The organism is Nocardia coubleae NBRC 108252, from assembly GCF_001612805.1.
GTDB lineage: Bacteria > Actinomycetota > Actinomycetes > Mycobacteriales > Mycobacteriaceae > Nocardia > Nocardia coubleae.
On the sequence record NZ_BDBD01000026.1, the window covers coordinates 90506 to 116489 of the forward strand.

Here is a 25984-nt window from a genome sequence, read left to right on the forward strand (position 1 = left end):
TGCGGCGGAGCAGCACCGATGGCATCCCGACATGACTGTGACGATCAGTACCCGGTCTCGCGGGTGACATTCTGCGACGCCGTGCCGACCGAGCTGAGCATGGTGGTGATGCACAACCCGAGCACCAGGTTGATGACCGCCGTCGCGATCTTGGCCTCGATATCGGCGACGAAGGTGAACGGCAGGATCACCGCCACGGCCGTGAGCAACAGGCAGATCCAGGTGAAGAACGTCATCGGACTAGGCATCGCCAGCAGCAGCACCATCAGCAGCGCGGTGGCCAGCAGGGCGGCACCCGCGGCGGCGACGGCATACGACGTGGTGGAAACGGTGCCGTAGGCGCCCGCACCTTCCGGGGAGAGGATCGCGATGCCGAGCACACCGCGCACGAGCATGATCGCGACGACCGCGAGCAGCGCGGCGACGACGGCCGTCCCGATGCCGCCCGCCCACAGCTTGCCCACATTCACCTTGGGCTCCTGGGGTTCGCCCGGCTGCGGGGCGTACTGGCCCTGGCCGTAGTGCGGCTGGCCCTGCTGCTGCGGATACTGCGGGTCCGAGGGTCCGTAGTTGTACCGGGGATCGGTCATAGTGCGACGGTACTAGTGCACGCCGACATCCGCCCGAGGAACGCACAGGTGTCGGCATCCGTACGCCGGATTAGCGTGGGGACCTATGACGGTGACAAGTACTCCCGCCCCGATTGCCCTCATCACCGGCGCGAGCCGCGGCCTCGGCGCCGCCATCGCGCGCGACCTCGCCCCGACCTACGATCTGCTGCTCGGCGCCCGCTCCGCCGACTCGCTCATCCCGATCCTGGACGAGCTGCCGGGTGCGACCGGTTGGCCGGTGCCGCTCACCGACTATCCGGCTGTCGCCGAGGCCGCCGCACGCATCGAGCGGCTCGATGTGCTCGTACACAACGCGGGCATCGCCGACCTCGGCACCGTCGCCGAATCCTCGCTCGACCAGTGGCGCAACACCCTCGAGGTGAATCTGATCGCCGTCGCCGAGCTCACCAGGCTGCTGCTTCCCGCGCTGCGCGCCGCGAACGGGCATGTGGTGCTGATCAATTCGGGCGCGGGGCTGCGGGCCAACGCGGGCTGGGGTTCGTACGCGGCGAGCAAGTTCGGGTTGCGGGCCTTCGCGGACGCGTTGCGGCTGGAGGAGCCGCAGTTGCGCGTCACCTCGATATTCCCCGGTCGCATCGATACGGATATGCAGCAGGCGATAGTGGCCGAGGAGGGGCGTGAGTATCGGCCCGAGGAATTTCTCACCGCCGAAACGGTGGCGCGAGCGGTGCGAAACGCCGTCGACACTCCGCGCGACGCGCATCCGACGGAGATCGTTCTTCGCCCGCGCTGACGGTGACATAGCGGCTGGCGCCGCGGTTCTCGGCGCTTGACTCCGCCTCTTCCCTCCCTCCGGGCGCCCCTTCGTCGCATCTTCCGGTCAGTCCAGAGTCGGAGGCGCGCCGAGAACACGACAGGGTTCGCGTAGGTGTTCGTCCCAAAGTAGTTCCTGGTTCTTCTCTTCGAGGGAATCTCGGGCTACCGTCCCGCTGAGCTGTGCCGATCGCATCCGGTCATGAGGAGGAGTGGAGTGGACAGACGTCGAATGCTGACCTTGCTCGCCGCGGGGACGGTCGGGGCACTGGCCGGTTGTGCCAGCGCGGGTGGCGAGACCGCGCCCGTCGGTGAGGCGGTCGTGCCGGTCCCACCGCCGCCCGCACCGACGCCGAAGCAACCGGTGCTGCCCCCGCCGCCGGGTGGTCCGAAGTCGATCATCGGCGCCGAGACGATCACCGCCCTGCCCGGTCAGGGCTCGAGCATGGCCCTCACCGTCGACGACGGCGCGAGCCCGGAGGTGGTCGGCGCCTACATCAAATGGGCCCAGGACACCGGCGCCCGCTTCACCTTCTTCGTCACCGGTTCGTTCGAGGCCTGGACCATCCACCGCGATGCCCTACGCCCGCTGGTCGACTCGGGCCAGATCCAGCTGGGCAATCACACCTGGAGCCACGAGGCACTCACCAAGATCGGCACCGACGGGGTCGTCGACCAGCTGAGCCGCACGAAAACCTTCCTGCGCAACAACTTCGGTGTCGACGGCACCCCGTACTACCGTCCGCCCTTCGGCTACCACAACGCCACGGTCGACAAGATCGCCGCCGACCTCGGTTACACCGTGCCGACCATGTGGTACGGCTCCCTGTCCGACTCCGGTCTCATCACCGAGGAGTACCTGATGGAATGCGCCCGAAAGTATTTCGCCGCGCAGACCATCATCATCGGCCACGCCAACTTCCCGCCGGTCACCCACTGCTACGGACAACTCGTCGACATCATCCGCGAGCGCAACCTGTCGCTGGTCACGCTGAACGACGTCCTGGAAGTCCGCAGCTGATGGGCGTGTTCCGGTGGACCTGGTTTCGCACGAACATGGGTAACTCGCCGGGAACGGGCTAACCCGCCACTGCACAAAAGCTTGCCGCGTCCCCGACTCTCCCCGGGCCTGAGTCTGGCCAAAAACCCGGGGAGGCGGTCACAGTACGATGTTGACCATCTTGCCGGGCACGACGATCACCTTGCGAGGAGCCGCGCCCTCGAGCAGCGCCACGACCTTCTCGTCGGCCAGCGCTGCCGCCTCGATCGCGGCCGGGTCGGCGTCGGCGGGCACCTGGATCCGGCTGCGCACCTTGCCCTTCACCTGAATCGGGTACTCCACCGAATCAGCCACGAGCAGCGCCGGATCGGCGGTCGGGAACGGGCCGTGGGCTAGGGAAGTGTTGTGGCCCAGCCGCTCCCACAGTTCCTCGGCGATGTGAGGAGCCAGCGGAGCGAGCATCAAGACCAGGGGTTCCACGGCCGCGCGCGGTGCGCCGTCGGGGTAGTTCTTGGTCAGGTGGTTGGTCAGCTCGATCAGCTTCGCGCCCGCCGTGTTGTCGCGCAGGGCGGCCAGATCCTCGTCGACACCGGCGATGGTCCGGTGCACCAGCCGCAGCGTCTCGTCGGACGGTGCGGCATCGGTGGCCTTCACCGCGCCGGTTTCCTCGTCGACCACCAGTCGCCACACCCGCTGCAGGAAGCGGTGCGCGCCGACGACGTCCTTGGTCGCCCACGGACGTGAGGTGTCCAGCGGTCCCATCGACATCTCGTAGAACCGGAAGGTGTCGGCGCCGTACAGGTCGCACATCTCGTCGGGGGAGATGGCGTTCTTCAGCGACTTGCCGATCTTGCCGTATTCCTGGGTGACCTCGATCTCGGCACCGTCGGGACCGGTCCAGAAGAACTTCGAGTCACGCTCCACCACCTCGGCGGCGGGCACGTACGCACCACGCTCGTCGGTGTAGGCGTAGCCCTGCACGTAACCCTGGTTGTAAAGGCGGCGGTAGGGCTCGCTGCTCGACACATCGCCCAGGTCGAACAGCACTTTCTGCCAGAACCGCGCGTAGAGCAGGTGCAGCACCGCGTGCTCCACACCGCCGACGTACAGGTCGACACCACCCGGGTCGTTCGGGCCGTGCTTGTCGGTGCGCGGGCCGAGCCAGTACTTCTCGTTCTCCTCGGCGCAGAACGTCTCGGTATTGGTCGGGTCGGCATAGCGCAGCTGGTACCAGGAGCTACCCGCCCAGTTGGGCATGACATTGGTGTCGCGGCGGTACTGCTTGGGGCCGTCGCCCAGGTCGAGTTCCACGTTCACCCAGTCGGTGGCCTTGGCCAGCGGCGGGGACGGCTCGGAGTTCGCGTCGTCGGGATCGAAGGTGACCGGCGCGAAGTCCTCCATCTCCGGAAGTTCCACGGGCAGCATGGATTCCGGCAGGGCGTGTGCGACACCGTCGGCGTCGTAGACGATGGGGAACGGCTCACCCCAGTACCGCTGACGGGCGAACAGCCAGTCGCGCAGCTTGTACTGGATCTTCCCGGTGCCGTGGCCCTCGGCCTCCAGGCGACCGATCATGGCCGCCTTCGCCTCGTCGACCGAAAGTCCGTTCAGGAAGCCGGAATTCACCAGCTCGCCCTCACCCGACCAGGCCGCCTCGGTGATGTCGCCGCCGGAGATCACCTCGACGATCGGCAGGCCGAGGGTGGAGGCGAAGTCCCAGTCGCGCTGGTCGTGGCCGGGCACCGCCATGATGGCGCCGGTGCCGTAGCCGCTCAGCACGTAGTCGGCGATGAAGATCGGCACCTGGCTGCCGTCGGCGGGGTTGGTGGCGTAGGAGCCGAGGAAGACGCCGGTCTTCTCCTTGTTCTCCTGCCGCTCCAGATCCGACTTGGCCGCGATCGACTTCCGGTACGCCGCAACGGCTTCCGCCGGGGTGGCGCTGTCGTTGGTCCAGCGGGCGTCGGTGTCGGCGGGCCAGGCGGCGGCGGTCAGCTTGTCGACCAGCTCGTGCTCCGGCGCGAGCACCACGTAGGTGGCGCCGAACAGGGTGTCGGGCCGGGTCGTGAACACCTCGATCGTCTCGCCCTCGGGGGCGTCGAAACGCACCTGCGCACCGCGCGAACGCCCGATCCAGTTGCGCTGCATGGACTTCACGTTGTCGGGCCAGTCCAGCTCGTCCAGGTCGTCGACGAGGCGGTCGGCGTAGGCGGTGATCCGCATCATCCACTGCCACATGCGCTTACGGAACACGGGGAAGTTGCCGCGTTCGCTTCGCCCCTCGGCGGTGACCTCTTCGTTGGACAGCACCGTGCCGAGGCCGGGGCACCAGTTGACGATCGAATCCGACTGGTAGACCAGGCGATACGAGTCCAGCAGGGCCGCACGCTCGGTGGCGCTCAGCGATGCCCAGTCGCCCTCGGGCACCGGACGCGCACCGCCGGCGAACTGCTCTTCCAGCTCGGCGATCGGCCGGGCGCGACCGGCCTCCTGGTCGTACCAGGCGTTGTAGATGCGCAGGAAGATCCACTGCGTCCACCGGTAGTACTCGGGATCGGTGGTGGCGAAGGAGCGACGCGGGTCGTGGCCGAGGCCGAGCCGGTCCAGCTGACGCTGCATCGTCGCGATGTTCGACTCGGTGGTGACGCGCGGGTGCGCACCGGTCTGCACGGCGTACTGCTCGGCGGGCAGGCCGAAGGCGTCGTAGCCGAGCGCGTGCAGCACATTGCGCCCGCGCATGCGGTGGTAGCGGCCGAACACGTCGGTGGCGATGTAGCCGAGCGGGTGGCCCACGTGCAGGCCCGCGCCCGACGGGAACGGGAACATGTCCTGGATGAACAGCTTGTCGTCGGGGGTGTCGCCCGCGAGCGGCCCGACCGGGTTGGGCGCGTTGAAGGTGCCGCGTTCGGCCCAGGTGCGCTGCCAGCGCTGTTCGATACGCCCCGCCAGCTCGGCGTTGTACCGGTGCTGAGGTACGTCACTCTCGGTCGCACGAGTGTCCTGCACGGTCCCGCCTTCTTGTTCTCGCCGATCAGGGGTAAACATCGTCTAACAGGGTAGAACGTCGTAGCGAATTCATTTCCGAAGGGCTGCGCAGCGAGGCGCGCTGTGCGGCGGGTCACCTCGGCGGGGAGCACCGGATCGGTACTCGACAAGGGTGCGCTAGCCTGCATGAATGGTCGTCGTCGCTCTTCTGCTCTTCGCGCTGGCCGCGGTCGCCATCACGACCGGTGTGCTCGGGCTGCTCGGCAAGTTGCCCCGCAATCGTTTCCTCGGTGTCACCACCGAGGCGGCCCTGCACAGCGACGACAATTTCCGCATCGCCAACCGCATCGCCGCCCCCACCTCCGTCGGCGCCGGCGCCCTGCTGTTCGCCGGCGGCCTCGTGGTCCTGGTGGCGGGCGGTTTCGCCGCCCTCGGCGTAGCTGCCGCCGTCGCCGTGATCGCCATCTTCACCCTCGGCGCAGGCGCGAACGCCGCCGCCCGCACGGTAGAACCACTCCTGCCCCCCGCCCCGGTCGGCGGCTGTGGCTCCTCCTGCGGCAGCTGCTCCCTCCGCGACACCTGCGCCCCCGCCAACTGATTCCTGGTCCCGCCGCCGCCCTTCCGGTACAACGGAAGTAGGTACTTACCGGGGGGTTCATGATGATTTTCGGAGTGGTGGTTCTCGTAGCGTTCGGTGGCGTGGTCGCCGTCAGCTTCATTCCTTGGCTCGGCATCGCCTTGTTCGTGCTCGCGGGGGTGCTGTTCGTCGTCGGCATCGTGCAGAGCAGGCGTGAGCGGGTCCTGTTGACGAAGCCGCAGGCTCGTCGTGCCGGCGCGGCGGGTGCCACTGGTGGCGGTTGGTCGGCGGCGGGATTCTTCGACTGGGGCGGTGGCGGCGGTGGTCACTCCGGAGATGGCGGCGGCGGTGGTGGCGGCTGCGGCGGCGGTGGTGGCTGCGGCGGCGGCAGCTGACCGGGTGGCGCTGCTAGTTCGCGGTAAGTGAATCGCAAGGTGGCGCACCTAGATTCGGGATCGAGAGGCAGATCCCGAATCAGGAGGAGCCATGAGTTTTGTCGATCTCGTCGGCACGGTTCTCAGTGTTGGCGTCGCCGTACTGGTTGTGGCGATGGTGGTGTTCGTTCCGCTGGCCATTCTCGCCGCGATCCTGCAGGCGGCGCTCGATTCGGGATCTCGGCAGTCTCCGCAGTACCGGCCGGGCCCGCGTCAGCGCCGGAATCGGAACGACCGCTGGTCCAGTGGTAGCGACTGGACCTACAACGGCGGTTATGCGGGTGGCTCGTCCAGCAGCTGGTCGGACGGCGGCGGTTCGTCGAGCAGCTGTGACTCCGGTTCGAGCTCGTCGAGCAGCTGCGGCGGGGGCAGCAGTAGCAGTTGCGGTGGGGGCGGCAGCTGCTGAAATCAGCCGCCCGACGGCGGTGGCACCTGACGCGACAGCGGCGCACCCGCCGGGTTCACGTAGAGCACGAGGATGCGGACCTCGGTGGTCCCGTTGTTGCGGGCGACGTGGGCGTTGTCCGGCCCGCTCGGCTCGCGGAACAGCCGGAACCGGCGATATTCGGCGGGTCCGCGAGCAAGGTAGGGATGGTCGAGCACACCGCGGGTGACCAGCACGAACAATGTTCCGTCGTGGAAATGCCAGCCGCTGGTGCCGCCGGGAACGATACGGGTGCGGCGGACGACGATGTCGCGGCCCGCCAGCCGCAGGCGCAGCAGCGTACGGCTGGCGGTGCCGACCGCCGGAGCCGGGTTGGCGACGAACTCTCGGGTGCACCTGCGGATCATGTCGTCATGAAACCACCTCCGCGCAGCCAGGCGAGGGCAGCGTGCACGGCGCGTCCCGCGGCCGGATCGCCTACCGCGATGCGGGCGCTGCCGTCGGGATAGGCCTTGGCTTTGATCCCGGCCCGGCGCAGCGCCGTCGCCACGCCGGGGCCCGGCAGGTACAGGAAGTTCGCGTGACTTTCCGGAATGTCGAAACCGCATGCCCGCAACGACAAGCGCAACACATCGCGTTCCCGATTGATGCGCTCCACCCGCTCGCGCAATTCCTCGCCTGCCGCGTAGGCGGCCCGCACGGCGGCGACCGAGGCGGTGGCGACCCCGAACGGCAACTGCTGCGCGCGGACCCGCTCGATGAGCGCACCGCGCCCGACGCAGTAGCCGATACGCAGCCCCGCCAGCCCGTACGCCTTGGAGAACGTGCGAAGGACGAGCACGTTCGGATGCCGGGCCAGCAGAGCATGCAGATCGAGCCGATCGCCCGCCGCGAGGAATTCGACGTAGGCCTCGTCGAGCAGCACCGGCACCCGCTGCGGCACCGCCGCGACGAACTTGCGAACGGCGCCCGCGTCGAGCACCGTCCCGGTCGGATTGTGCGGCCTGCACAGCACTACGAGCGCCGTCCGCCGGTTCACCGCGCGTCGCATGGCGGTGAGGTCCTGGTTGCCGGACAGATCGAGTGGCACCGGGACGACCGTCATCCCGGCCATCTCCGCCATGATCGGATACCCGTCGAATGTCGGTGTGCCCGTGACGAGTTCACCGCCACCCAGGGCGCGCATCACCTGCATCGCGACCCCGGTGGCCCCGGCGCCGACCACCACGTCCGCGGAGGAGACACCGAGGTGCGTGGCGATGATTCGGGGCAGTTCCTGCGGCAGAAACTCGGGGTACCGATTGGCTTGGGCGAGAGTCTCTTTCACTGCGGCGAGAACAGAGGGTAAAGGCGGAAAAGGGTTCTCGCTGAGGCCGAGGTCGAACGCGGTCGGTGCCGGTGCGCTGCCGAACCGCTGCGACGGGATGGTCGGCTCGACCAACCGCACACTCATCGCGCCGCGCCCCAGCGCACGGCCGCGGCACCGGCGAAGTCACCCGCGTGCGCGAATGCCGACAGCAGCACAACCGAACCGTTGCGCAATCGTCCGGCCTGGTTCTCCACGTCGAGCGTTACGGGAATGCCTGCGGCGAAGAGGTTTCCGCACCGGTCGAAGGTGTCCGGATGACGGTCGGCGGGCAATTCCAGCGCGTCGTGCCAATTGCGCAGGAACAGCCGATTGGGCTGATTGGTGACGAAGGTATCGATATCGCGGCTCTTCACCCCGATCCGATCACACACCGCGAGCGCCACTTCCGGAACGAGCCGGTTGCCACGCGCGAACACCTTGGTGATCTTCGATTCGGAGAAACTCACGCACCCCTGGCCCTCACCCGGTTCCCAGTACTTGCGGGTGCCGTTGGTGGTGAAGTCCATATCGCCCGCGAATTCGGGGTAGGTGCGGCATTCGATATCCAGAATCGGCGCCGAATCATCCTTGCGCAGCAGACCGATTCCGCAACCGTCGCCGGGCACCGGGGCCTGGGCGAGTTTGCGGATGTCGGGCTGGGTGAACACCGGGCCCGCGCAATTCTGGGCCGCGACGATCAGCGCCGTCTTCGCGTCGCTCGTCGCCATCATCATGCGCGCCATCGCCATCATGTGCACGAAGGCCGCGCAGCCGCTGTTGTGTACGTCGAGCACCTGCGAGGGGCGCGCACCGAGCCTGCGGGCCAGCTCGGGTGCGGCGCCGAGCACCGGATTGTCGGGCAGCTGGGTGTGGGTGATGATGATGTCGATCTCGGCGGCGAGGTCGGCGCCGTGGCGTTCGCGCAGCACGTCGAAGGCGCGTTCGGCCATGTCGACGGCGGTTTCGTCGCGCCCCACATGGTGGCGCCCGGTGGGCGAACGGAACATCACGTTCTTGGCCATCCGCTCCGAGCGGGAGAACTGGGTGAAGTATTCGGTCGGCACCGGGTCACCGGGCAGGTAACTCGCGACATCGACCAGACTCACTGACGGCATACTCACTGCATCCACTCCGGCTTGATCGGCAGCCCGTTGGCCGCGCGGTATTCACAAATGGCCTTGAGGTTGTCCAGCTCCAGCTGGTGACCGGCGGAGAACATGTCCCAGAAATCGCCGACCCACACCGGCCGCTTCGGCGGCGCGGTCTCGGGATAACCGTTCTCGTCGTAGAAAGGGTGTTTGCAGTTCACCCACAGCACCACCGAACCGGGCTTGTGGAACACCACTTGCGCGTCGACCACCCGCATCAGGTAGATCATCCACAGGTGTTCGGACTGGTCCCAGGCACAGTGATAGTCGACGGTCATCGCGTCGGAATGGGCGACGGTGCGGGTGAAACACTTGGTCTCGTCACCGAGCCGGTCGTAGGAAAGCCACAGCCCCGGTTCGTCGGTTTCGGTGAATCCGCGCAGGCTGTAGGTCCATTCCTCGAGCGAACGGGTGTCGGCGAGATATTCGAAGACCTCGCGGGGCGGTGCGTCGATATAGGTCTGGACCGGGCAGTAGTCACCGAAGATCTGGTCGTGCGGGTACACCGAACGCAGCATGTCCATGATGATCGGGGTCGTCGCCTCCCGGTCCGAGTTCTCGATGCGCAGCACGCCGGGCACCGTCTGGCCGGGAATGTCGCTGAGTGCGGGCAGGGCACTAGTTGTCACGGTGTTCTCCTCGTTGGTCAGGAAAGGAAGGGCAGAAACGGCGGGATTTCGTCGGGGTCGCAAAGGATTTCGACGAAGGACGGACCGTCGGTGGTGAGGCAGCGGCGCAGGGTCGCGTCGAGTTCGGTGGGGTCGTCGACGGTGTGGGCGGGTAATCCGGGGAACATGGCGGCGATGCCCGCCCCGAGACGTGTGGTGCGGAAACGGTTGAAGCTGTATCGATCTCGGTAATAGATCTGTTCACGGGTGACGCACATGGCGTGCGCGTTGTTGTTGAACACCACGAAGGTGATCGGCAGGTCGTATTCGACGGCGGTGTGGATCTCCATGCCGTGCATGAAGAACGACCCGTCGCCGGCGATCACGACGGTGCGGTGGGCGGCACCGCGGGCGAACGCCGAACCGATTCCGGCGCCGAACGCGTAACCCATGCCACCCATGCCGAGCGCGACGACGAATCGTCCACCCTCGGGCACCCGTAGGTAATGCACCACCGAGGCGCCGGTGTTACCCGCGTCGGCGAAAATGTCGGCGCCCTCGGGCAGTTCGCGCTGAACCGCCTCTACGACTGTGCGGTAGCGCAGGCCGGGGCCGTCGGCGGCCGGAACGGACATGAGGGTGAGGTCGGTGTTGTGCGGTTCGGTGCGTGTGGTTACGGCTGAGTCGTGGTCGACCACGGGGTGGTGTCGCTCGGGATGCAGGACGGTCAGCGCCGTCGCGAGGTCGGTGCTGGTCGCGTGCGTGGCGGGCAGGTAGGGGGTCAGCGCTCCGACGCTGAGCAGGGGTAGCCCGGCGAGGGCGTCGTCGAGGCCCGCGCGGGCGGTGACCGGGAGGCGGGTGCCGACCAGCAGGCAGGCACTCGCCGATTCGAGCGCATCGAGCAGGTCGGCGTGACCCATGCTGCCCGCGACACCGCAGAAGCTGGGGCCGGTGTTGGAATACACGTCCTTCGCGTCCGGTGCCACACCGATCGAGGCATCGAGTGCCTCGACCAGTTCAGCGAGTTCGGTCCGGGCATCATCGCGGGCGACCTGATCGCCCGCGATGACCACGACCTTTCCCAACCTGCGGGCGGCGGCGAGCTGAGTGGCGACCTCGGCAAGGGTGCTGTCGATCGAGACGAGCTCGGCCAGTGCGTTGTGCTCGTACTCGGCGCCGACCGAGGTGACGGACTCGGCAAGCGCGCCCGGCTCGTCTATGGCGGCGACCTCGGCAAGGGCGCTGTGCTGGTGGATGGCCGAGGTGGTCGGTCCGGTGACTGCCCGGCCGCCGGTCGCGGGCCGTTGACCATTGCTGCGTGCCGCGATCAGATCCGGCATCATCTGCTGCTGAATATCCTTGGGTAGCAACAACACCGCAGGGCCACCGGACTCGGCTGCCGCGATTGCCTCGGCGAGTTGCCCGGGCACCTGCGCCGGTTCGGTGACCCGCGCGCAGTATCGGCTCACGGTCGCGAACAACGCTGCCGCGTCGAGAGATTCGGCCAGTCCGCTGGAATCCTGGAACGCGCCGCGGCCTTCCAGGCTCGTCGGCGGCTGACCGACCAGCGCGAGTACCGGCACCCGCGATGCGAACGACTCCGCCAGCCCGGCAACCAGATTCACCGCGCCACCACCGGACGTGGCTGCGACGACCCCGAGCCCGCCGGTGGTGCGCGCGTACCCGTCGGCCATGGTCGCCGCCGAGAACTCGTGTTTGGCGATGATCCCGGCCGGGTGGCCGCCCGCGTCGAAGATCGCGTCGTAGAGGTCTTCGATATTGGCGCCGTCGACGCCGAAGATCTGGCCGATGCCCCGGTCGGCCACCGCTCGCACCAGGTAGTCCACCACTCGGTCCGGCATCGGCACTCCTTCTCCGCCATGCGAAACGCGGCGGTGACCACCGCCGTCACCTCGGATTACGTGGCACGCCGACGCCGAGTTCAGAGGGTGGGCGAATACCAACCCTTGTGTGTACGTATACATCTATGTATATTGAGTTCATGCCCAACAAGACGATCTACGTATCCGACGACGATCTGCCGGTGTTCCAGCGGGCACAGGAGCTCGTCGGCGGGAACCTATCCAGCACGGTGGTCAGCGCGCTGCGCAAGCTCATCGAGTCGGAGGAGGGTCGTGCGGCCGGGTTCGACGAGGTCGTCCTGAGGGTCGGTCGCGACGGCGTGCGACAGGTGCGGTTCCAGGGCGTTCTACTGGGCGAGTGGCGCGATATGACCGACAAGCGGACGCTGCACCAGCAGGTGTATCGCAGCCGCAAGGGCAAGTTCGTGCTCGCCACTCACACCGCGAAGTGGAAGGACTACCCGTCCGACGACCTCGGTGACCTGAAGGACTGGAAGAACTGGCGGCGCCTGCTCGGCATCGGCGAGCAGGCCACTGACTGGGGCGACTACGAGTACGAGATCCTCGACGATCTGAAAGACCTGAAGGACCGCATCCCCGACAACCTGTACCGCAAGGTCGAAGAGGTCACCGCGCACCCGCGCATCGAAGACCTCGACATCTAGCGCACCACAACAACTCTCACCGACACCGCGGCCCCGAGGGGGGCGGTGTGGCTAAAACATGCACCTATTCGCACCAATGAATGCAATCTTCTGGAAAGGGACGACCATGGTTCACCCGGCCATCACCGCCCGCGGCCTGCGTAAGGCGTACGGCGAGCACACAGTTCTCGACGGCATCGACCTCACCGTCGCCGAGGGCACGATCTTCTCCCTGCTCGGCCCCAACGGCGCGGGCAAGACCACCACCGTGCAGATCCTCACCACCCTGATCGGCGCCGACGACGGCGAGATCCGGGTCGGTGGCCACGACGTTCGCACCTCGGTCGACGACGTGCGGGAACTCATCGGCGTGACGGGCCAGTTCGCCGCCGTCGACGAGTTGCTCACCGGCCGCGAGAATCTCGAACTCATGGGCGCCCTGAACCACCTCCCGAAGCGGGAGATCCGCAGTCTTGCCACCGAACTGCTGGAACGGTTCGACCTCGTCGAGGCCGCCGACAAGCCGGCGAGCACCTACTCCGGCGGGATGACCCGCAGGCTCGACCTGGCCATGACCCTCGTCGGCGACCCGCGCATCATCTTCCTCGACGAACCGACCACCGGCCTCGACCCGCGCAGCCGCCGGTCCATCTGGGACATCATCCGCACGCTCGTCGACGACCTCGGCGTCACCGTCTTCCTCACCACCCAGTACCTGGAGGAAGCCGACCAGCTGGCCGACCGCATCGCGGTGCTCGATCAGGGCCGCATCGTCGCCGAAGGCACCGCGGCCGAACTCAAACGACTCATTCCCGGCGGACACATCCGCATCGACTTCGCCGACCGTGCCCGCCTCGACGCGGCGCGCTTCGCCCTCGGTTCCTCGGCGCAGGTGCTCGAAGGCAGCGACGGCCTCACGCTCGCCGTGCCGGGCGACGGCGGCGTGCGTTCGCTGCGCGCGGTGCTCGATGTGCTCGACGCCAATCGGATCGAGGCGGGCGGCATCTCGGTGCACACTCCGAACCTCGACGACGTATTCCTCACCCTCACCGGCAAGCCGACCACTCAGGAGACCGTGCGATGACCACCCAGACCGTCCGGCGCGATCACACGTTCGCCGACACGATGACGATGTTGCGCCGCAACATCACCCACGCCAAGCGCTATCCGAGCATGACGTTCAGCATCATCATCATGCCGATCGTGCTGCTGCTCGTATTCAACTACGTGTTCGGCGGTGCGCTCGAAAAGTCGTCCGGCGGTGAGTACATCGACTATCTGGCACCGGGCATGCTCTTGCTGCTACCCGCCTACATGACGGTGTCGGTGGCGGTCTCGATCGCCACCGACGCCAGCAAGGGCATCGTGAACCGCTTTCGGGTGATGGCGATTTCGCAATCCTCGATGCTCACCGGCCATGTGCTCGGCGCACTCATCCAAGCGATGGCGGGTATCACGGTGATGACCGCTGTGGCGCTGCTCATCGGGTTCCGGCCCAACGCCAACGCTTTGGAATGGGTGGCGGCCTTCGGGTTGCTCGCGCTGGTGACCTTCGCCTTCGTCTGGCTCGCCATCGCACTCGGCCTGCTGTCGCCGAACGCCGAAAGCGCCAGCAACGCACCGTTTCCCATCGTGATGATGCCGTTCCTCGGCAGCGGCCTGGTCGCCACCGACACCATGCCGGTCGGCCTGCGTCAGTTCGCCGAGTACCAGCCTTTCACCCCCATCACCGAAACCCTGCGCGGACTGCTGATGGGCACCGAGATCGGGGTGAACGGCTGGGTGTCGCTGGCCTGGTGCGCGGTGATCGCCGGTGGCGGGTTCCTCTGGTCGAAGTCGATCTTCCGCAAGCAAACCCGCTGAGAGACAGCAAGATCCGGCCACCTCGCCAGGGGTGGCCGGATTTTCAGTTGCGTTCCAGTTCGATCGGGTGTGTGGCCAGCAGCGACAGCGGCAGCGGCTGACGCCGCAACACTCCTGCCCACAGGTCGTGGCGATCGGTCGCGACCGGGTCCGACGGCAATGCCGACACCACCACCCAGTCGTCGTTGTCGAGTTCACCCTCGAGCTGACCCATCGACCAGCCCGCGTACCCGGCGAACACGCGAATGCCCTCCACCAGCGGGGCGATCTCGTCGGGATCGGCGTCCAGGTCCACGAGCACCACGCGACCGTCCACCCGGCGCAGCCCGCGCACCTCGCCGATCTCGGCGCCGACCCGGAGCACGCCGAGGCACAGCGCGGCGTCGCGTTTCACCGGTCCACCGATGTAGAGCTCGGCCGGCTCGGCCACCAGGTCGGCCCACAGCGGCAGCACATCGCGCACCGGGGTCTCGCTCGGGCGGTTGAGCACCACGCCGAGACTGCCCGCGTCGTTGTGCTCGATGACGTACACGACTGTCCGCCGAAAAGTAGGTTCTACCAGGTCGATCGCGGACACCAGCAGGTTACCGGCACGGATGCGGGCACCGAGCTGTCCGCGCCGTCGGTCGTCGCCGTGCCCGTCGCGAGTCCGGCGTTCGTCCGGGTCGTCTCCGCGTGCCACCGGCCCATCATCGCATTGGATCGGGGTCCCGCGCTTCCCTCGACCCGGGGAGAGCCGGAAATATCTCGCCCCGACCGGCCCGGCGCTGCCCGGTAGGGTCGCGGCATGCACACGCCCGAAGTCCTGCTCGACGACAGCGACGCCGTGTACGACTACTACCTGCGACATCGGCAGAACCGCTGGAAGGCGCTGGCCTCTTACGCGGTGCTCGCCCGGCGATTCCGGCCGAGGATCAGCTACGCCGAGGGCGCCAAGGCGCAGGTCGCCGCGCTGGTGCGCGGCAAGCGGCCGATCATCTACGCCATCAACCACCTGTCGACGAGTGATCCGTACACCGTCGCCGCCGCGGCCTGGCGGTCCCCGCTGCGCGCCAAGATCGGCCGGGTACGTGTGCTGGCCAAGGACGAACTGTTCGCCGATCCCGAACAGCGCCGCAAGGTCGACATGATGGGCGGGATCCCGGTGTTCCGGGGCAAGGACCACGGCATTCGCGCGGTGAACGCGGCAGGTCAGCGCATGATGGACGTGTGCGCCCAGCGCCTCGCCGACGGCGATCACCTCGCGGTCTTCCCCGAGGGCACGTGCAACCTCGTCGACCACAAAACGGTGCAGCCGGTCGGCAGCGGCATCGGGCACATCGCCTTCCGCGCCGCCAAACTCGGGGCCCCGCCCGCCCTCGTCGCCATCGGCCTGAGTTACGGGCCACGCCCCGCCGACGCGATCGAACCCGGCGCCGACGAGGTGGTGTCGTCGAGCTTCTACTTCCGAACGCCCGTGCTGGAGCTACCCGCGCGACCTGGCGATATCGCCCGCCTTGTCAAGGACGAACTGCAAGCCGCCGTCGACGGCGCCGTCGCCAACTACTGAGGCAGCCCGAACATCTCCCTGGCCCCCTGTGGGACCAGGGAGATGTAGCGAGGGTTTTCGGTGATGAAGTGCAGCACCATCGAACACATCGGCAGGATCTCGAACCCTTCCTTGCGGCTGGTCGTCAGCGCGGACTCGACCAGCGTGTTCCCCAACCCGCGACCCTGGAATTCCGGGTAGATCTCGGTGTGGACGAGGGCGCGTTCGGCACCGGTGTCCTGGTATTCGATATAGCCGGCGGGGGTACCGTCGGAGATGAGTTCGAACCGCTCCAGCGCGGTATTTTCGCGGACCTCGGTCGCCATGGGTAGAAGCTACAGTGTTTGTTGGAGCGCTGGCGCGCTCGAGTTCGCGGCCGCGAACCGCCGCTTCGCGGCGTCCCCTCCTCGAGGTCGGGGAGTGCGGGGCCGGGAAGGCGGGGTGGTGCGTTCTCGCGCAGTGGGGTTGTCGAAGACGGTGGCGGGTTCGCAGGTTTGCCCGGAGAATGTCGGGATGAATGGTCCTCGAGTGGTGCTTGCCCCTGACAAGTTCAAGGGTTCGCTGACCGCGCCCGAGGTGGCGGCCGCGTTGGGGGTGGGGATCAGGCGCCGGGCGCCAGGGGCCGATGTGCGGGCGGTGCCGGTGGCCGACGGTGGGGACGGGATGGTCGAGGCCTTCGCGGCGGCCGGGTGGCAGCGGGTCGAGATCGACGCGCCGGGGCCGACGGGTGAGCCTTCGCGGGCGGTGTACGCGATGCGCGACGAGACCGCGGTGGTGGAGCTGGCCGCGGCGGTCGGGTTGGTGAAACTGCCCGGTGGCAGGCTCGCGCCGTTGCGCGCCGACACCTTCGGTCTCGGCGTCGTGGTGGCGCACGCGCTGGACGCGGGGGCGCGCGAGATCGTGCTCGGGCTCGGTGGAAGTGCCTCGACCGATGGTGGATCGGGTCTGCTGCGGGCACTCGGCCTGCGCCTGCTCGACGAGAACAACGACGAGCTGGACGGCACCGCGATGGATGTCGTCACCCTGCTGAGCCGGGTGGCGGCCGTCGACCGGGCCGGCCTGCATCCCGCTGTCGCGCGGGCACGGTTCACCCTCGCCTGCGATGTCGACAACCCGCTGCTCGGCCCGGCCGGTGCGGTGGCGGTGTACTCGCCGCAGAAGGGCGCCGACCGGCACATGATGGTGAAACTCGAAGCGGCACTCACCCATTGGGCTGCCATCCTGGGCACCGGCTATGCCGAGATCGGGGGCGCGGGCGCGGCGGGCGGCACCGGTTTCGGGGCGCTGGCCGTCCTCGGCGCCGAGGTGCGCAGCGGCATCGACGTGTTGCTCGAGCTGCTCGAGTTCACCGCGCTGGTCGAGGGGGCGACGCTGGTGGTGACGGGTGAAGGGTCGCTCGATCACCAGAGCATGCACGGCAAGGCGCCAGTGGGTGTCGCGGCGGCGGCCAACGCGGCGCGGGTGCCGGTGGTGGCGGCGGTGGGTCGAACGATGCTGTCGCCGGGCGAGATTCGCGCCGCCGGGTTCGCCGCCTGCTATCCGCTCAGCGAACTGGAACCCGACGCGGCGCGGTCGATGCTGACCGCCGGGAAACTACTCGAGCGCATCGGCGAGCGCATCGCCCGCGAACACCTGTAGCCCTGTCACACCAGCACGGCGCGATGCCGGTCGCCCCACGCCTCGAGTGGGGCGAGCGCGTCGCGCAACGTTTCGCCGAGCGGGGTCAGCGAGTATTCGACGCGCGGCGGGATCTCCGGGAAGATCTCGCGACGCACCACCCCGGCCGCCTCGAGATGGCGCAAGTTCTCGGTGAGCACCTTCTCGCTCACCCCGTCGAGCAGCCGCCGGATGTTCCCGAATCGCTGCGGCCCTTCGCCGAGCACCCACATCAGGTGCAGTTTCCATTTGCCACCGACCACGTCGATAGCCAGGCTCATGCCACACACCTGGTGATCTGCGTCACTGCTCATCGTCTGCGCACCCTTCTGACCGTATTTCGAACCTATAGGTAAGCAACCGCACTGCGACGTGCGGTCTTCCCGCGCGCTGCCGACGCCGACACCATGGAAACCGGCGCCGAACCAATCCGTATCGAAAAAGCGAAGGGCTACACCATGAGTACCCGATCAGTTTCCGTTCTCGGCCTGGGCCCGATGGGTCAGTCCATGGTCAAGGCCTTCCTCGAGGCGGGCGTCGAGGTGACCGTGTGGAACCGCAGCACCGCCAAGGTCGACGCCATGGTCGCCCTCGGCGCCAAGCGGGCCGAGACCGTCGCCGAGGCGCTCGACGCCAACGAGGTGTCGGTGCTCAGCCTCACCCATTACGACGCCATGTACGACGTGCTCGGCCAGGCGGTCGACCACCTGCCCGGCAAGGTGATCGCCAACCTGTCCTCCGATTCGCCGGAGAAGGCGCGGGCGGGTGCCAAGTGGGTGCGTGAGCGCGGCGCCGAGTTCTTCTCGGGTGGGGTGATGTCGGCGGGCGACAATATCGCCCATCCCGCGTCCTACATCTTCTACAGCGGCCCCAAGGCGGTGTTCGACGCGCACGCCGACCTGCTGCGCCCGCTGAGCCCGCAGGAGTACCTCGGCGCCGACGACGGCCTGGCGCAGGTCTTCTACCAGGCGTTGCTGGTGATCTTCCACCCCTGGCTGCTCGCCTTCGACCAGGCCACCGCCGTGATCTCGAAGTCCGGTCACAACATCGCCCAGTTCGTTCCGTTCGCGGTCCGCGCCAGCGAGGCGTTCCCGTACTTCATGGAGCAGTTCTCGGTGGCGAACCAGAACGGCGGCTGGGCCGACCTGGCCAGTCTGAAGATGATGGACGCCGGCGCGCAGCACATCATCGACGCCAGCGAGGAAGTCGGTGTCGACGCCGCGTTCTCGCACCTGGCGCAGTCGTTCTGGCGCAAGGCCATCGCGGCCACCGAGGCAGCGGGCAAGCCTGTGTCGACCTATGAGCTGATGCGCGGCGAGAACTCCTGAGGCAGCGGCGAAACCGTCCGACGTGGGGTCGGACGGTTCGCTCGTTCTAGGCCGTTCCGGTGCCGAGCCGGGGGAAGGGCTCGGTGGAGAACACCACCTCCACGGCTACCTCGAAATAGGCCGCGATGCGCAGCGCCAGGTGCAGGCTCGGGCTGTATTCGCCGCGTTCGAGGTAGCCGATGGTCTGGTAGTGCACGCCGAGTGCTTCGGCGAGGTCCCGCCGGGAGATGCCACGCTCGGCGCGCAACATCGCGATGCGGTTGTAGATGACCTCAGAAGGCACGCTGCATCGCCTTTTCCCGTCGCGTCGCCATGGTGGCACCCGATTCGTGCTGGGCCATCCGCCGCAGCACGAGGGGTGCGAGGGCCAGGCCGACGACAGCCCAGATACCGAGTACCGCAACTGTTTCCAGATGCCGCCAGGACTGGTCTAGTTCGATGCCGACGGCCTCAGCCGGCAGAAGCGCCGAGCGCATGCCGAGGGCGAGCCAGTACATCGGGAACAGCTGGCCGAGCACCTGCAACCAGCCGGGCAGTGCGGTGATCGGGTAGAAGACGCCGGAGATCGCGATCAGGCCCATCAGCGGGATGGTCAACAGGAAGGCCGTCCTCGTGTCGAGCACGCTGCCGAGGATGGCGCCGATCGGCAGCACGGCCAGCAGGCCGAGCGCGAGCACCCACGCGAAGGTCGCCACCGCGCCGGGTCCGCTCAGCGACGAGCCGCCGATGATCGCCATTCCCACACCGAGCACGATAACCACCTGCGCCACCACCGCCCCCGTGGTGCTCACGATTTTGCCGACGAAGTAGCCGACCATGCCCTTGGGCACCGCCTTGGCCCGCAGCAGCGTGCCGTCCTCGCGGTCGAGCACCAGCACATTGAGGATGGCGTACATCCCGTTGAAGGCGATGATGCTGCCGAGCAGGCCGGGTACTGCCAGTTCGGCGATACCGAGCCCGGTGTCGTCGTATGTGCGGTCGCGGAGCAGGAACAGCACTCCGAGAGTGATTGCCGGGGTGAGGAATGACCGATCAGATCGGGTGCGTTGGTGTAGACCTGTCGCAGTTCGATCAGGCCGCGGGCGAAACCGGCGCGCAGAGCGGTGTTCATCGGGTCACCTCCGTGAGGGCGTGGACGGTCTCGCCGGACTCGGCGCGCCGGACCAAGGCCATATAGGTGTCTTCCAGCGAGGCGCGGCGCACCTCGAGGTCGGCGATGTCGGCACCGTGCTGGGTGAACAGCTCGTGCACGAACTTGGTGGACTCGGTGGTGGTGTGCACGAACCGTTGATCGTCGACGGTCCAGCTCACCTGCGCTTCCCCCGCGATCGAGCGGGCGAGCGCGTCGGGTGACCCGTCGGCGATCACCCGCCCACCGGCCAGGATCAGGATGCGGTCGGCCAGCTTCTCCGCCTCGTCCAGATCGTGGGTGGTGAGCAGCACCGTGGTGTTCTCCAGATCGGCGAGCCGGTGCACCAGGTCGTGGAAATCGCGCCGAGCGGCCGGGTCGAAACCGGCCGTCGGTTCGTCCATGAACAGCAGTTCCGGCCTGCCGACGATGGCGATCGCGACATCGAGCCTGCGCCGCTGCCCACCCGAGAGGGTGGCGATCTTGGCGTCGGCCTGCTCGGTGAGCCCAACCAGATCGATGAGCTCGTCTGTGTCCCAAGGCCGTTGGACCGTGGCCGTGGCGTAGGGGCGATAGTAGGTTCCGAGGTGTCGAAGTAGTTCGCGCACATGCCATTTCGCGTGGTCGCGCCAGGACTGCAACACCACCCCCACCCTGGCGCGCCAGTGTTCGTCACCGTGTTCGGGATCGGCCCCCAGCACATCGACCCGACCGGCCGACCTCCTGCGGAACCCCTCGAGGATCTCGATCGTGGTGGTTTTGCCCGCGCCGTTCGGCCCGAGCATGACGAGCACCTCCCCGCGCGTGGCCTGAAATGTCACATCGTGCAGCACATCCGCCTCGTCGTAGCGCATCCGCAACCGCTGGACGTCGAGAACGACGCCGTTACTCGAAGCCATGATTCCTCCCAGTCATCGACCTTCGATGAGATGTAGCATAGGTACTACATTCCATCGTGGCAATGCTTTCGCGAAATCGGGCAAATCGGATCTCGATGCTCGCTCCTGATCGATGGCTGACATGCTTGGGGCATGGAGAACGCGAGTCGCTACCTGGCTCCCTCGGGTATCGAGGCGACACTGCTCGGAGTCGTCAATTGGCTGCCGAGACTTGGCATCAGCATGATGGGTTCACGGCTGCTCGCCGTGCGCGGCCGCACCAGCGGCGAATGGCGCACCACCATGGTGAACGTGCTCACCGATGCCGACGGCACGCGTTACCTGGTCGCGCCGCGCGGCCACACCCAGTGGGTGCGCAATCTGCGCGTCGCGGGTGGGGGCGAACTGCGACTCGGCCGCAAGGCCGAAACCTTCTCGGCCACCGAGGTTCCCGATGCGGACAAGGTGCCGGTACTGCGCCTCTACCTGAAGAAATTCGGCTGGGAGGTCGGCGCCTTCTTCGAGGGCGTCGGCAAGGATTCGACCGACGAGGAACTCGCCGCGATCGCGCCGGGATTCCCCGTCTTCCGCCTGGCCTAGACCCGCGTACTCAGGAACTCGATCGCCGCCGCGTAACCCTGGATGCCGAGTCCGGCGATGACGGCGGTGGCGATGGGGGAGACGAAGGAGTGGTGCCGGAATTCCTCGCGGGCATGCACATTGCTGATGTGCACCTCGACGATCGGGACCTCCGGGATCACCAGGGCATCGCGCAGGGCGACCGAAGTATGGGTGAGGCCACCGGGATTCACGACGATGGCCGACTCGACGCCGCGCGCCTGATGGATCCGATCGATCAGGGCGCCTTCGTGATTGGACTGGAAGGCCACCACCTCGCGCCCGAAGCGGGCCGCCGTGCGCTCGCAAAGGGCGACCACGTCGTCGAGGGTGTCCGAACCGTAGATCTGTGGTTGACGGGTGCCGAGCATGTTCAGGTTCGGCCCGTTCAGCACGAGAATCGGACCGGTGGCCTGCACGGACGTCTCCATGCGTCGAGCCTAACCCGTGGCCCCGGCCTCGGGTCGTCGCACCGTCGTCGGGTCGAACGTTCCGTGTGCCGGGGCCGCCGAACTCAGAGGCCGGTAGGGCCTTCCGCGCGTAGGTCGTCCACTTTGCGCATGGCTTCGCGCAATTCGGCCAACCAGCTCTCGGCGTGCTTGCCCGCCAGCTTCACCGTCCAGGCCAGCGCGTCGGCGCGGGAACGGGCGACGCCCGCGTCGATCAGGGTGTCGAGCACCTGGCGTTCGGGCTGGCGCAGGCGCGTCATCACGGGAACGGCCAAGTGCGTGAACAGGATTCGTTCACCGTTCACCCGCACGCCCCAGGCGACACTCCGCCCGTAGCGGCGCTGAGCCTCGTCGGCGATGCGCATGCGCGCCGGGCGGGTCGACTCGCGGAAGCGGGCGAGCGCGCCCTCGCGGGTCGCCGCCGAGGCGGGTGCGTCCGCGTCGCCGGGATCGGGGAGTTCGCCGACGACGACGATCTCGTCGCGGTCGATCTCGAGTTCGGGCGGGCCGGTGAACCAGTCGGCGGGCAATCGCCCGGCGAACCAGTCGGCGGCGTCGGCCGCGTCGGGGAGGTCGGCCTGTTGCCAGCCGCCGGGACGGCCGAATCCGCGTTCGCGATGGGCGTTGCGCATGATGATCACCTGCTGTCGGAGAGTGCATGTGTTGCAGTGATTACAAGATTACGCCGAAATTCGGGTGCGCGATTGTGCCGTGGGTGAACGCGAAATCGGACGGCCGGTGGCGCGCGATTGGTTGTCGGTGCCGATGGGTACCCTCGCTGTGAATCGCCAGACGATGCGAGATACTCACAAGTGCGTGGGCCTGCCGGTACGGTAAGCGCGCCAGTTGTTGCCACTGGCAGGGCGAGGTTCGAAATCACCCCCTCACGGGGTCGGAGTTCGGGCACAATCGATGTGCTGAGGTCGGATAGCGTCCCGTTTACCGGGGCATCGGAGACGGGTCAACTTCCGGTACGGTTGTTTTGTTACCGGAGTGGCAAGAGTGAAGAGTGGGCGATATGGATGTGTGGGGATCCCGCCGCTTTCGCGTCCGGGGCGCAATGGCGATCGCGGGGGTTGCGACCCTCGCCATGGCACTGTGCTCGTGCGGCGTGGGTGGGAAGACGAGTGAGTCCGAGACCGTGGTCCAGCGGTTCACCGAGCTGCTCGACAAACAGGACTACACCAAAGCCGCCGACCTGACCTCCTACCCGGCCGCCGCTTCGGCAACCATCAAGCAAATGTTCGAGGGGCTGCAGTCGGGCACCGTCGACTACGAGAAGACCCAGGTCATCGACCTCGACGCGCAGTCGGCCATTTTCAGCATGGACGTGGCCTGGAACTTCGGCGAGAACAAGGACTGGAGCTACACGCTGCAGGGCACCGTCCGCAAGCTCGCCATCGGCTGGCGGATCACCTGGGACCCCGCCGTGGTGATGCCGCAGCTGGCGAACAACCGCACCGTGAAGCTGGTGCGAACCACGGCCAAGCCGCCGCCGCGCGTGATCGACCTGGCGGGCGAGCCGCTGATGACCGAACAGATCATCAATGTCATCAAGATCGACCCCGCCCGCACCGGCGACCTCGTCGCCTCAACCAACGCACTGGCCGAGGCCATCGAACCCGTCGCCCCGCTCATCACCGGGCCCTACCTGATGGAGCAGCTCGCTGCCTCGCAGGGCAAGCCGGTGGTCGCGGTGAATCTGCGCGAGGGCGATTTCGCCATTCTCGAGCCGAGGATGGCCAAGGTGCCCGGCGTGGTGATGGAAAAGCAGCCCAAGCTGATCTCCGCCGACCGCCGCACCTGGTCGCCGATGCTCGACTCGCTGCGCGAGGTGTGGAAGGCCAGCCTGGAGGCCACGGCCGGCTGGGGCGTGCAGATCTTCGAGGCCGACGGACGGTTCGTCAACCAGGTGGCCGGGTACCAGGGCCCCGCCGGTCCCGACATCGCCGCGACCATGGACCAGCGCCTGCAGCGGGCCGCCGAGGACGCGGTGGTCAGCGTCGGCACGCCCGCCTCGGTGGTGGCGATCCAGCCGTCGACCGGTGCGGTCGTCGCGGTGGCGCAGAACAGTTACGCCACCGAGAAGGGGCCCATCGCGTTCACCGGGCTGTTCCCGGCGGGCGGCACCATGGAACTGTTCCGCGCGGTCGCCGCCGCGACGAAGAACAAAGCCCCGCAGGATGTTTCGGTGCAGGAAGCCGCGGAGGCCGCGGCCGCGCTCGGCGTGGGTGTCGACTTCAAGGTGGCCGGGCTCGACGAGGTCACGGGTCGGATCGCCGCGCCCGGGCGCAGCACCGAACAGGTGCGTCAGGGCGCCGGATCCGATGCGGTGCTGGCCAGCCCGTTCGGCATGGCGCTCGCCGCCGCCGCCATCGCACGTGGCGAGGTGGCCGCGCCGATGATCGAGGCGGGCAAGCCGGGCAAGGTCGACAACCCGATCCCGGCCCTGCCCCAACCCGCCGTCGACCGGTTGCGCGCGATGATGCACGAGGGCATCAACAAGCCGGAAACCGCCGCGCTGCGTGGGTTCCGCGACGTCACCGCGTTCGCCGCGACCGGCGGATCCGACGGCTGGCTGCTCGCCACGATGGGCGACCTGGCGTTCGCGGTCCACATCGCCGACGTCGACAGCGGCGACGCCACCTCCCGCCTGGCGTCCGTCCTCCTGAAGTCCCTGGCCACCCCTGACGCTTGAGAAGCGCACAACTAGTCTGCTGAGTGTGAAGAGATTCGCGCCTGCTGCTGTCGACTTGCTGCTCGTGATCGTTTTTTGTGCGATCGGGCGGCGTAGTCATGACGAGGATGTGCTTGCCGGGCTGGTGAAGACGGTGTGGCCGTTCGCGGTCGGGCTTCTCGTCGGGTGGGGGATCGCCTGGGCCGTCGCACGGGGGAGGCGGTTCGATCCGGCGGCGCTGTGGCCGAGTGGGGTGGTGATCTGGGGGTCGACGCTGGTCGGTGGGATGGTGTTGCGGGCCGTGAGTGGGCAGGGGACCGCGGTGAGCTTCATGATCGTGGCGGCCTCGGTGCTCGCGCTGTTCCTGCTCGGGTGGCGGGCGGCTGTGCGCGCGCTGCGCTAGATCCGGCGCTGTTTGAACTCGGCTTCGTATTCCTCGTCGTCGGCCTGCTTGGTGCGGAACAGGAACGCGAAGACGATCCAGCCGACGATCGCGACCAGGATGAAACTCACGAACCGGTACACGAACGCGGCGGCGACCGCCTGCGCGGCCGGCAGGCCCGCACCGGCGGTGAGACCGTAGATCAAGGTGGCGTCCACGTAGACGATGCCGCCGGGCGCGAACGGAATCGAACCCACCGCCTTGCCCGCGGCGAACGCGATGAGCAGACCCGACAGCTTGGGATCGGCACCCACCGCGTAACACGCCGCACCGAGACAGGCCACGTCGGCGAACCGGTGCACCAGCGCCCACACCCCGACCAGCGCGCCGTCACGTTTGCCCAGGTCGACCGATTCCAGTTGCGCCCGGATCTCGGCCAGCTTGGGGATGCCGTGGTCGGCGGGCTTCTTCCGTAATCGGTTCACCAGCGCGAGCACCTTGCGCAGCATCGCCTCGAGCGTGCCCGGATGCCTGGCCAGATAGGAGCCCGCCACCAGCACCGCACCCAGCAGCACCAGGGTGGCAATGAGTTTCACGCCGATGCCCTGGCCGACGAGGGCAGCGCCGGCGATACCGAGCAGCGCGAGCCCGGCGGCGGCGACCACACCGGAGAACACCAGCTGCCACGACGCCACGATCGGGCTCGCACCCCAGCGCCGGGTCTGGCGGTAGGTGAAGGCGGTGGAGAACACCTGGCCCGCGGGCAGGGTCAGCGACATGGCGGTGGCGCCGTACACCACCGACACCGACTTGCCCTGGCTCACGTCGACCCCGCCCGCGTACAGCAGCTGCTTCTGCACCCGCCCGAACCCGCTCATGGATACGGCCTGGGCGAACACGCACAGCAGCACCCAGCCCCAGTGGATCTCGGTGAGCGTGCGCCACGATTCGTGCAGCCGGGGCCACAGGTACACGCCCTCGCCGACCAGCAGCGCGAGCAGGATCGCGCCGAGTACCCATTTCACCCAGCGAAAACGGTTCTCTCGGCGCGCGACGGGATGCGCGGCGGGATCGCCTGCTAGGTCGCCGTCGGCCGTCACCAT

General features: G+C 67.7%; 30 protein-coding genes. 14 read left to right on the forward strand and 16 right to left on the reverse strand.

Annotated features, from left to right (window positions below; genetic code table 11):
* Positions 1–44: 44 nt before the first annotated feature.
* The gene (locus tag NCO8_RS26710; protein WP_067497675.1) at positions 45–590 is read right to left on the reverse strand and encodes a DUF6069 family protein; all 546 of its coding nucleotides are present in this window, start codon (positions 588–590) and stop codon (positions 45–47) included.
* A gap of 85 nt (positions 591–675) precedes the next feature.
* On the opposite strand from NCO8_RS26710, the gene NCO8_RS26715 reads away from it, so the two are divergent.
* Both NCO8_RS26715 and NCO8_RS26720 read left to right on the forward strand, forming a co-directional pair.
* Positions 676–1365: an SDR family oxidoreductase gene (locus NCO8_RS26715; RefSeq protein ID WP_067643474.1), complete on the forward strand. Its 690-nt coding sequence runs from the start codon at positions 676–678 to the stop codon at positions 1363–1365.
* Between the two features lie 252 nt (positions 1366–1617).
* The gene (locus NCO8_RS26720; protein ID WP_067643477.1) at positions 1618–2406 is read left to right on the forward strand and encodes a polysaccharide deacetylase family protein; all 789 of its coding nucleotides are present in this window, start codon (positions 1618–1620) and stop codon (positions 2404–2406) included.
* Positions 2407–2544: 138 nt separating this feature from the next.
* Here NCO8_RS26720 and leuS read toward each other — a convergent pair whose 3' ends face one another.
* Positions 2545–5388, reverse strand: a complete 2844-nt coding sequence (gene leuS / locus NCO8_RS26725) for a leucine--tRNA ligase (protein ID WP_067643480.1) — start codon at positions 5386–5388, stop codon at positions 2545–2547.
* A gap of 169 nt (positions 5389–5557) precedes the next feature.
* Between leuS and NCO8_RS26730 the strand changes: the two genes are divergently transcribed.
* The 3 genes from NCO8_RS26730 to NCO8_RS26740 all read left to right on the forward strand — a co-directional run bounded on the left by NCO8_RS26730 (position 5558) and on the right by NCO8_RS26740 (position 6784).
* Complete coding sequence (locus NCO8_RS26730) at positions 5558–5965, forward strand: SdpI family protein (protein WP_067643483.1); 408 nt, start codon at positions 5558–5560, stop codon at positions 5963–5965.
* A gap of 74 nt (positions 5966–6039) precedes the next feature.
* Positions 6040–6339, forward strand: coding sequence for a hypothetical protein (locus NCO8_RS31645; protein ID WP_157105127.1), 300 nt, complete (start codon positions 6040–6042; stop codon positions 6337–6339).
* 91 nt (positions 6340–6430) lie between these two features.
* Positions 6431–6784 carry a hypothetical protein gene (locus tag NCO8_RS26740; protein WP_176579734.1) on the forward strand — a complete coding sequence of 118 codons (354 nt, stop codon included), beginning with the start codon at positions 6431–6433 and terminating at the stop codon, positions 6782–6784.
* A gap of 2 nt (positions 6785–6786) precedes the next feature.
* Here NCO8_RS26740 and NCO8_RS26745 read toward each other — a convergent pair whose 3' ends face one another.
* The 5 genes from NCO8_RS26745 to NCO8_RS26765 are packed head-to-tail and all read right to left on the reverse strand — an operon-like array spanning position 6787 to position 11729.
* The gene (locus NCO8_RS26745) at positions 6787–7170 is read right to left on the reverse strand and encodes a cupin domain-containing protein (RefSeq protein WP_067643490.1); all 384 of its coding nucleotides are present in this window, start codon (positions 7168–7170) and stop codon (positions 6787–6789) included.
* Positions 7167–8216 carry an aminotransferase class I/II-fold pyridoxal phosphate-dependent enzyme gene (locus NCO8_RS26750; protein ID WP_067643493.1) on the reverse strand — a complete coding sequence of 350 codons (1050 nt, stop codon included), beginning with the start codon at positions 8214–8216 and terminating at the stop codon, positions 7167–7169. The genes NCO8_RS26745 and NCO8_RS26750 overlap by 4 nt, the downstream gene beginning before the upstream one ends.
* Positions 8213–9226: a 3-oxoacyl-ACP synthase III family protein gene (locus tag NCO8_RS26755; RefSeq protein ID WP_067643496.1), complete on the reverse strand. Its 1014-nt coding sequence runs from the start codon at positions 9224–9226 to the stop codon at positions 8213–8215. Before NCO8_RS26755 ends, NCO8_RS26750 begins: the two co-directional genes overlap by 4 nt.
* Positions 9227–9228: 2 nt before the next feature.
* Positions 9229–9888, reverse strand: coding sequence for a DUF8713 domain-containing protein (locus NCO8_RS26760; protein ID WP_067643499.1), 660 nt, complete (start codon positions 9886–9888; stop codon positions 9229–9231).
* A 17-nt stretch (positions 9889–9905) separates the two neighbouring features.
* Positions 9906–11729: a thiamine pyrophosphate-binding protein gene (locus NCO8_RS26765; protein WP_067643502.1), complete on the reverse strand. Its 1824-nt coding sequence runs from the start codon at positions 11727–11729 to the stop codon at positions 9906–9908.
* A gap of 140 nt (positions 11730–11869) precedes the next feature.
* Here NCO8_RS26765 and NCO8_RS26770 point away from each other — a divergent pair, with 140 nt between their 5' ends.
* The 3 genes from NCO8_RS26770 to NCO8_RS26780 all read left to right on the forward strand — a co-directional run bounded on the left by NCO8_RS26770 (position 11870) and on the right by NCO8_RS26780 (position 14236).
* Positions 11870–12394, forward strand: coding sequence for an EXLDI protein (locus tag NCO8_RS26770; protein ID WP_067643858.1), 525 nt, complete (start codon positions 11870–11872; stop codon positions 12392–12394).
* A gap of 106 nt (positions 12395–12500) precedes the next feature.
* A complete protein-coding gene (locus NCO8_RS26775) occupies positions 12501–13457 on the forward strand; it encodes an ATP-binding cassette domain-containing protein (RefSeq protein ID WP_067643504.1) in 957 nt (318 codons plus the stop codon).
* Positions 13454–14236, forward strand: coding sequence for an ABC transporter permease (locus NCO8_RS26780; protein ID WP_067643506.1), 783 nt, complete (start codon positions 13454–13456; stop codon positions 14234–14236). The genes NCO8_RS26775 and NCO8_RS26780 overlap by 4 nt, the downstream gene beginning before the upstream one ends.
* Positions 14237–14279: 43 nt before the next feature.
* On the opposite strand, the gene NCO8_RS26785 is transcribed toward NCO8_RS26780, so the two are convergent.
* Positions 14280–14918, reverse strand: coding sequence for a YqgE/AlgH family protein (locus NCO8_RS26785; protein WP_084457503.1), 639 nt, complete (start codon positions 14916–14918; stop codon positions 14280–14282).
* A 105-nt stretch (positions 14919–15023) separates the two neighbouring features.
* Between NCO8_RS26785 and NCO8_RS26790 the strand changes: the two genes are divergently transcribed.
* Positions 15024–15785, forward strand: a complete 762-nt coding sequence (locus tag NCO8_RS26790; RefSeq protein ID WP_067643509.1) for a lysophospholipid acyltransferase family protein — start codon at positions 15024–15026, stop codon at positions 15783–15785.
* Here the strand turns inward: NCO8_RS26790 and NCO8_RS26795 are convergent.
* Positions 15779–16090: a GNAT family N-acetyltransferase gene (locus NCO8_RS26795; protein ID WP_067643512.1), complete on the reverse strand. Its 312-nt coding sequence runs from the start codon at positions 16088–16090 to the stop codon at positions 15779–15781. The two genes, NCO8_RS26790 and NCO8_RS26795, sit on opposite strands and share 7 nt — an antisense overlap.
* A 187-nt stretch (positions 16091–16277) precedes the next feature.
* Between NCO8_RS26795 and NCO8_RS26800 the strand changes: the two genes are divergently transcribed.
* Positions 16278–17402 (forward strand): glycerate kinase, encoded by a 1125-nt coding sequence (locus NCO8_RS26800; RefSeq protein WP_067643515.1) that lies wholly within the window; start codon positions 16278–16280, stop codon positions 17400–17402.
* Between the two features lie 5 nt (positions 17403–17407).
* Here the strand turns inward: NCO8_RS26800 and NCO8_RS26805 are convergent, their stop codons facing one another.
* Positions 17408–17734 carry a winged helix-turn-helix transcriptional regulator gene (locus tag NCO8_RS26805; protein ID WP_067497730.1) on the reverse strand — a complete coding sequence of 109 codons (327 nt, stop codon included), beginning with the start codon at positions 17732–17734 and terminating at the stop codon, positions 17408–17410.
* 144 nt (positions 17735–17878) lie between these two features.
* Between NCO8_RS26805 and NCO8_RS26810 the strand changes: the two genes are divergently transcribed.
* The gene (locus NCO8_RS26810) at positions 17879–18748 is read left to right on the forward strand and encodes an NAD(P)-dependent oxidoreductase (RefSeq protein WP_067643861.1); all 870 of its coding nucleotides are present in this window, start codon (positions 17879–17881) and stop codon (positions 18746–18748) included.
* 46 nt (positions 18749–18794) lie between these two features.
* Here the strand turns inward: NCO8_RS26810 and NCO8_RS26815 are convergent, their stop codons facing one another.
* From NCO8_RS26815 to NCO8_RS26825, 3 genes are all read right to left on the reverse strand, one after another.
* Positions 18795–19031, reverse strand: coding sequence for a helix-turn-helix transcriptional regulator (locus NCO8_RS26815; RefSeq protein WP_067643518.1), 237 nt, complete (start codon positions 19029–19031; stop codon positions 18795–18797).
* Positions 19021–19746, reverse strand: coding sequence for an ABC transporter permease (locus NCO8_RS26820; protein ID WP_245655515.1), 726 nt, complete (start codon positions 19744–19746; stop codon positions 19021–19023). Before NCO8_RS26820 ends, NCO8_RS26815 begins: the two co-directional genes overlap by 11 nt.
* A 109-nt stretch (positions 19747–19855) precedes the next feature.
* Complete coding sequence (locus NCO8_RS26825) at positions 19856–20776, reverse strand: ABC transporter ATP-binding protein (RefSeq protein ID WP_067643526.1); 921 nt, start codon at positions 20774–20776, stop codon at positions 19856–19858.
* A 132-nt stretch (positions 20777–20908) separates the two neighbouring features.
* On the opposite strand from NCO8_RS26825, the gene NCO8_RS26830 reads away from it, so the two are divergent.
* The gene (locus tag NCO8_RS26830; protein WP_067643529.1) at positions 20909–21355 is read left to right on the forward strand and encodes a nitroreductase/quinone reductase family protein; all 447 of its coding nucleotides are present in this window, start codon (positions 20909–20911) and stop codon (positions 21353–21355) included.
* Here the strand turns inward: NCO8_RS26830 and aroQ are convergent.
* Positions 21352–21804, reverse strand: a complete 453-nt coding sequence (gene aroQ / locus NCO8_RS26835) for a type II 3-dehydroquinate dehydratase (protein ID WP_067497745.1) — start codon at positions 21802–21804, stop codon at positions 21352–21354. The two genes, NCO8_RS26830 and aroQ, sit on opposite strands and share 4 nt — an antisense overlap.
* A gap of 83 nt (positions 21805–21887) precedes the next feature.
* On the reverse strand, positions 21888–22454 hold the full coding sequence (abmR, locus tag NCO8_RS26840) for an ATP-binding transcription factor AbmR (protein ID WP_067497800.1): 567 nt from the start codon (positions 22452–22454) through the stop codon (positions 21888–21890).
* Between the two features lie 479 nt (positions 22455–22933).
* Here abmR and NCO8_RS26845 point away from each other — a divergent pair, with 479 nt between their 5' ends.
* Entirely contained in the window at positions 22934–24520 is a 1587-nt protein-coding gene (locus NCO8_RS26845) for an NTF2-like N-terminal transpeptidase domain-containing protein (protein ID WP_245655516.1), read from the forward strand.
* Between the two features lie 25 nt (positions 24521–24545).
* Complete coding sequence (locus NCO8_RS26850; protein ID WP_067643534.1) at positions 24546–24902, forward strand: DUF3054 domain-containing protein; 357 nt, start codon at positions 24546–24548, stop codon at positions 24900–24902.
* Here the strand turns inward: NCO8_RS26850 and NCO8_RS26855 are convergent.
* Positions 24899–25981 carry a lysylphosphatidylglycerol synthase transmembrane domain-containing protein gene (locus NCO8_RS26855; RefSeq protein WP_067643864.1) on the reverse strand — a complete coding sequence of 361 codons (1083 nt, stop codon included), beginning with the start codon at positions 25979–25981 and terminating at the stop codon, positions 24899–24901. The genes NCO8_RS26850 and NCO8_RS26855 overlap by 4 nt on opposite strands.
* Positions 25982–25984 lie beyond the last annotated feature (3 nt).